Source organism: Achromobacter sp. 2789STDY5608621, from assembly GCF_001299375.1.
GTDB classification, from domain to species: Bacteria; Pseudomonadota; Gammaproteobacteria; order Burkholderiales; family Burkholderiaceae_B; genus Achromobacter; species Achromobacter insuavis.
In genome coordinates, this window is sequence record NZ_CYTU01000105.1 from 1 (window position 1) to 2,156 (window position 2,156).

Below are 2,156 nucleotides of genomic sequence, written 5' to 3' on the forward strand. Positions count from 1 at the left end.
AGCCGGCGCCCGCGGCGGAAGCGGCCAACGCGGCGCGTCCGCTGCGCCGTCCGGCGCCGCGCGCCGCCACGGCCACGGCCGCGGCGAACGAGGCCAAGCCGGCTCCGGCGGCCACCCGCCGCCAGGCGCCGGCCGACGATGATTGGGAATCTTTCTGACGCCGGCAATGACCGGTAAATGGGCAGGTATGCGAGGCTATCTACATCTTCTGGCGGCAGCGGCGATTACGGCATTGATCGCCGGCTGCTCGGCGACGGGCCACAATTTCGACCCCGGCAAGCTGTCGACCCTGACGCCAGGGCAGACGACGCTGGAAGAAGCCTCGCGGGCGCTCACCGCGCCGCCCGACAAGTTCTACAAACAGACCGACGGCACCTTCCTCGCCCTCTGGTCCTTCAAGATCACGTTTGTCCCGGACGGCTTGTACAGCCGCAAGGAAGCGCTGCTGCAGTTCGGCCCCGACGGCCGCCTGATGCGCCTCGTGGACAGCACCAATATTCTGCTGGAACCCTGGGAACGCCAGAAGTTGCTGGGCCCCGCGCCCGTGCCTGACACCAGTCAGGAATGGACGCAGCCGCCCGCGCCGGAGGTCCAGGTGGAGACCATCGTCATACCGGGGCCGGCCGTCGTGTCGCCCGAGCCGATGCGCCAGGGCCGCTAGGTCCCGTTTTCGCGGAGAGCGTGCCGGCCCCCGTGGCCGCCGCGTACGTCGCCCTGATGCGTGCCCGTTCCGCAAGGAAGGCACGCCAGGGTGGTTTTTCATTTGGTCAGAGCTGTACCTGAGGGATGGGGAAAGAATATGGAAGCGAGTCTGGAATCCGGAGCGAAGTCAGGCAAGGTCGGTAAGAAAAAGGCCTCGCGTGCGCCCAAGGTGAAACGCAAGCTGAGACTGCGCGACGCCCGCGTCGGCACGATGCTGCTGTGGGTCATGGCGTTCTTCGCGGTGCTGATCGCGGCGGTGGGCGGCCTGGCCGCCTTCTTCCTGCAGCACAACTACGAGTCCATCCGCGAGGTCAATGCGCTGACCGAACGCTCCAAGCAAGTGGATGTGATCAACAGCGACATGCTGCGCGCGCGCGTCAGCCTGATGGTCGCGGCCCGCCACCTGCAGGAATCCGGCTGGGGCAGCGGCGAGAACTCGGCGCGTGACGCGGCCGCGGCGCTCAAGGGCGCCACCGATCTGCTGACCGGCGTGCGCAGCCGCTTCGCCGACTTCCAGAAGAACATGCTGCAGGACGATACCGGCCGCCAGCTGTCCATGAACCTGGTCCGCCGCTACCGCTCGTACATCGATGACGGCGTCGACACCATGGTGGAAGCGCTGCGCAGCGAGGACTACTCGACTTTCTACATGGTCAACAACGAATACGGCACGCCCCGCAGCGCCGCCTTCATCGAGGCCATTGGCGAATTCAGCAAGTACATCGGCGACCAGCAGCAGGCCACGATCGACCAGGCCGAGGCCAACTTCAACCGCGCCATGATCGCCGTCGCCGTCGCGGTGGCGCTGGCGCTGGCCTTGATGGTGTTCTGCCGCGTGTTGTTCGGCCGCCTGGTGGTGCGTCCGCTGGTCGAGGCCGGCCAGCATTTCGACAAGATCGCCGCCGGCGACCTGACCAGCCGCGTCGAAGTGCGTTCGCACAACGAAATCGGCCAGCTGTTCGCCGCGCTCAAGCGCATGCAGGAAAGCCTGACCCGCACGGTGGCCACGGTGCGCCGCGGCGTCGACGAAATCACGGTGGGTTCGCGCGAAATCTCGGCCGGCAACACCGACCTGTCCAGCCGCACGGAAGAGCAGGCGGCCTCGCTGGAAGAGACCGCCGCCTCGATGGAAGAACTGGCCTCGACCGTCAAGCAGAACGCCGACAACGCGCGCCAGGCCAATCAGCTGGCGGCCAGCGCCTCGGACGTGGCCGAGCGCGGCGGTTCGGCGGTGGCCGAAGTGGTCAACACGATGCAGGGCATCTCGGCCAGCTCGCGCAAGATCTCGGAAATCGTGTCGGTCATCGACGGTATTGCCTTCCAGACCAACATCCTGGCGCTGAACGCGGCGGTGGAAGCGGCGCGTGCCGGCGAACAGGGTAAGGGCTTTGCGGTGGTGGCGGGCGAAGTGCGCTCGCTGGCGCAGCGCAGCGCGCAGGCGGCCAAGGAAATCA

At 67.1% G+C, this 2,156-nt stretch carries 2 protein-coding genes; both read left to right on the plus strand.

The window, feature by feature from the left end; all coding sequences use genetic code 11:
* The first annotated feature begins 187 nt into the window (after window positions 1-187).
* Entirely contained in the window at window positions 188-661 is a 474-nt protein-coding gene (locus tag AOZ53_RS33155) for a hypothetical protein (protein ID WP_054435754.1), read from the plus strand.
* A 138-nt stretch (window positions 662-799) separates the two neighbouring features.
* On the plus strand, window positions 800-2,156 hold a 1,357-nt coding region (locus tag AOZ53_RS33160; protein WP_054491082.1), incomplete at its 3' end, for a methyl-accepting chemotaxis protein.

Coding starts and splice junctions, on each gene's coding strand:
- AOZ53_RS33155 (WP_054435754.1), top strand. CDS start 188: ATGCGAGGCTATCTACATCTTCTGGCGGCAGCGGCGATTACGGCATTG.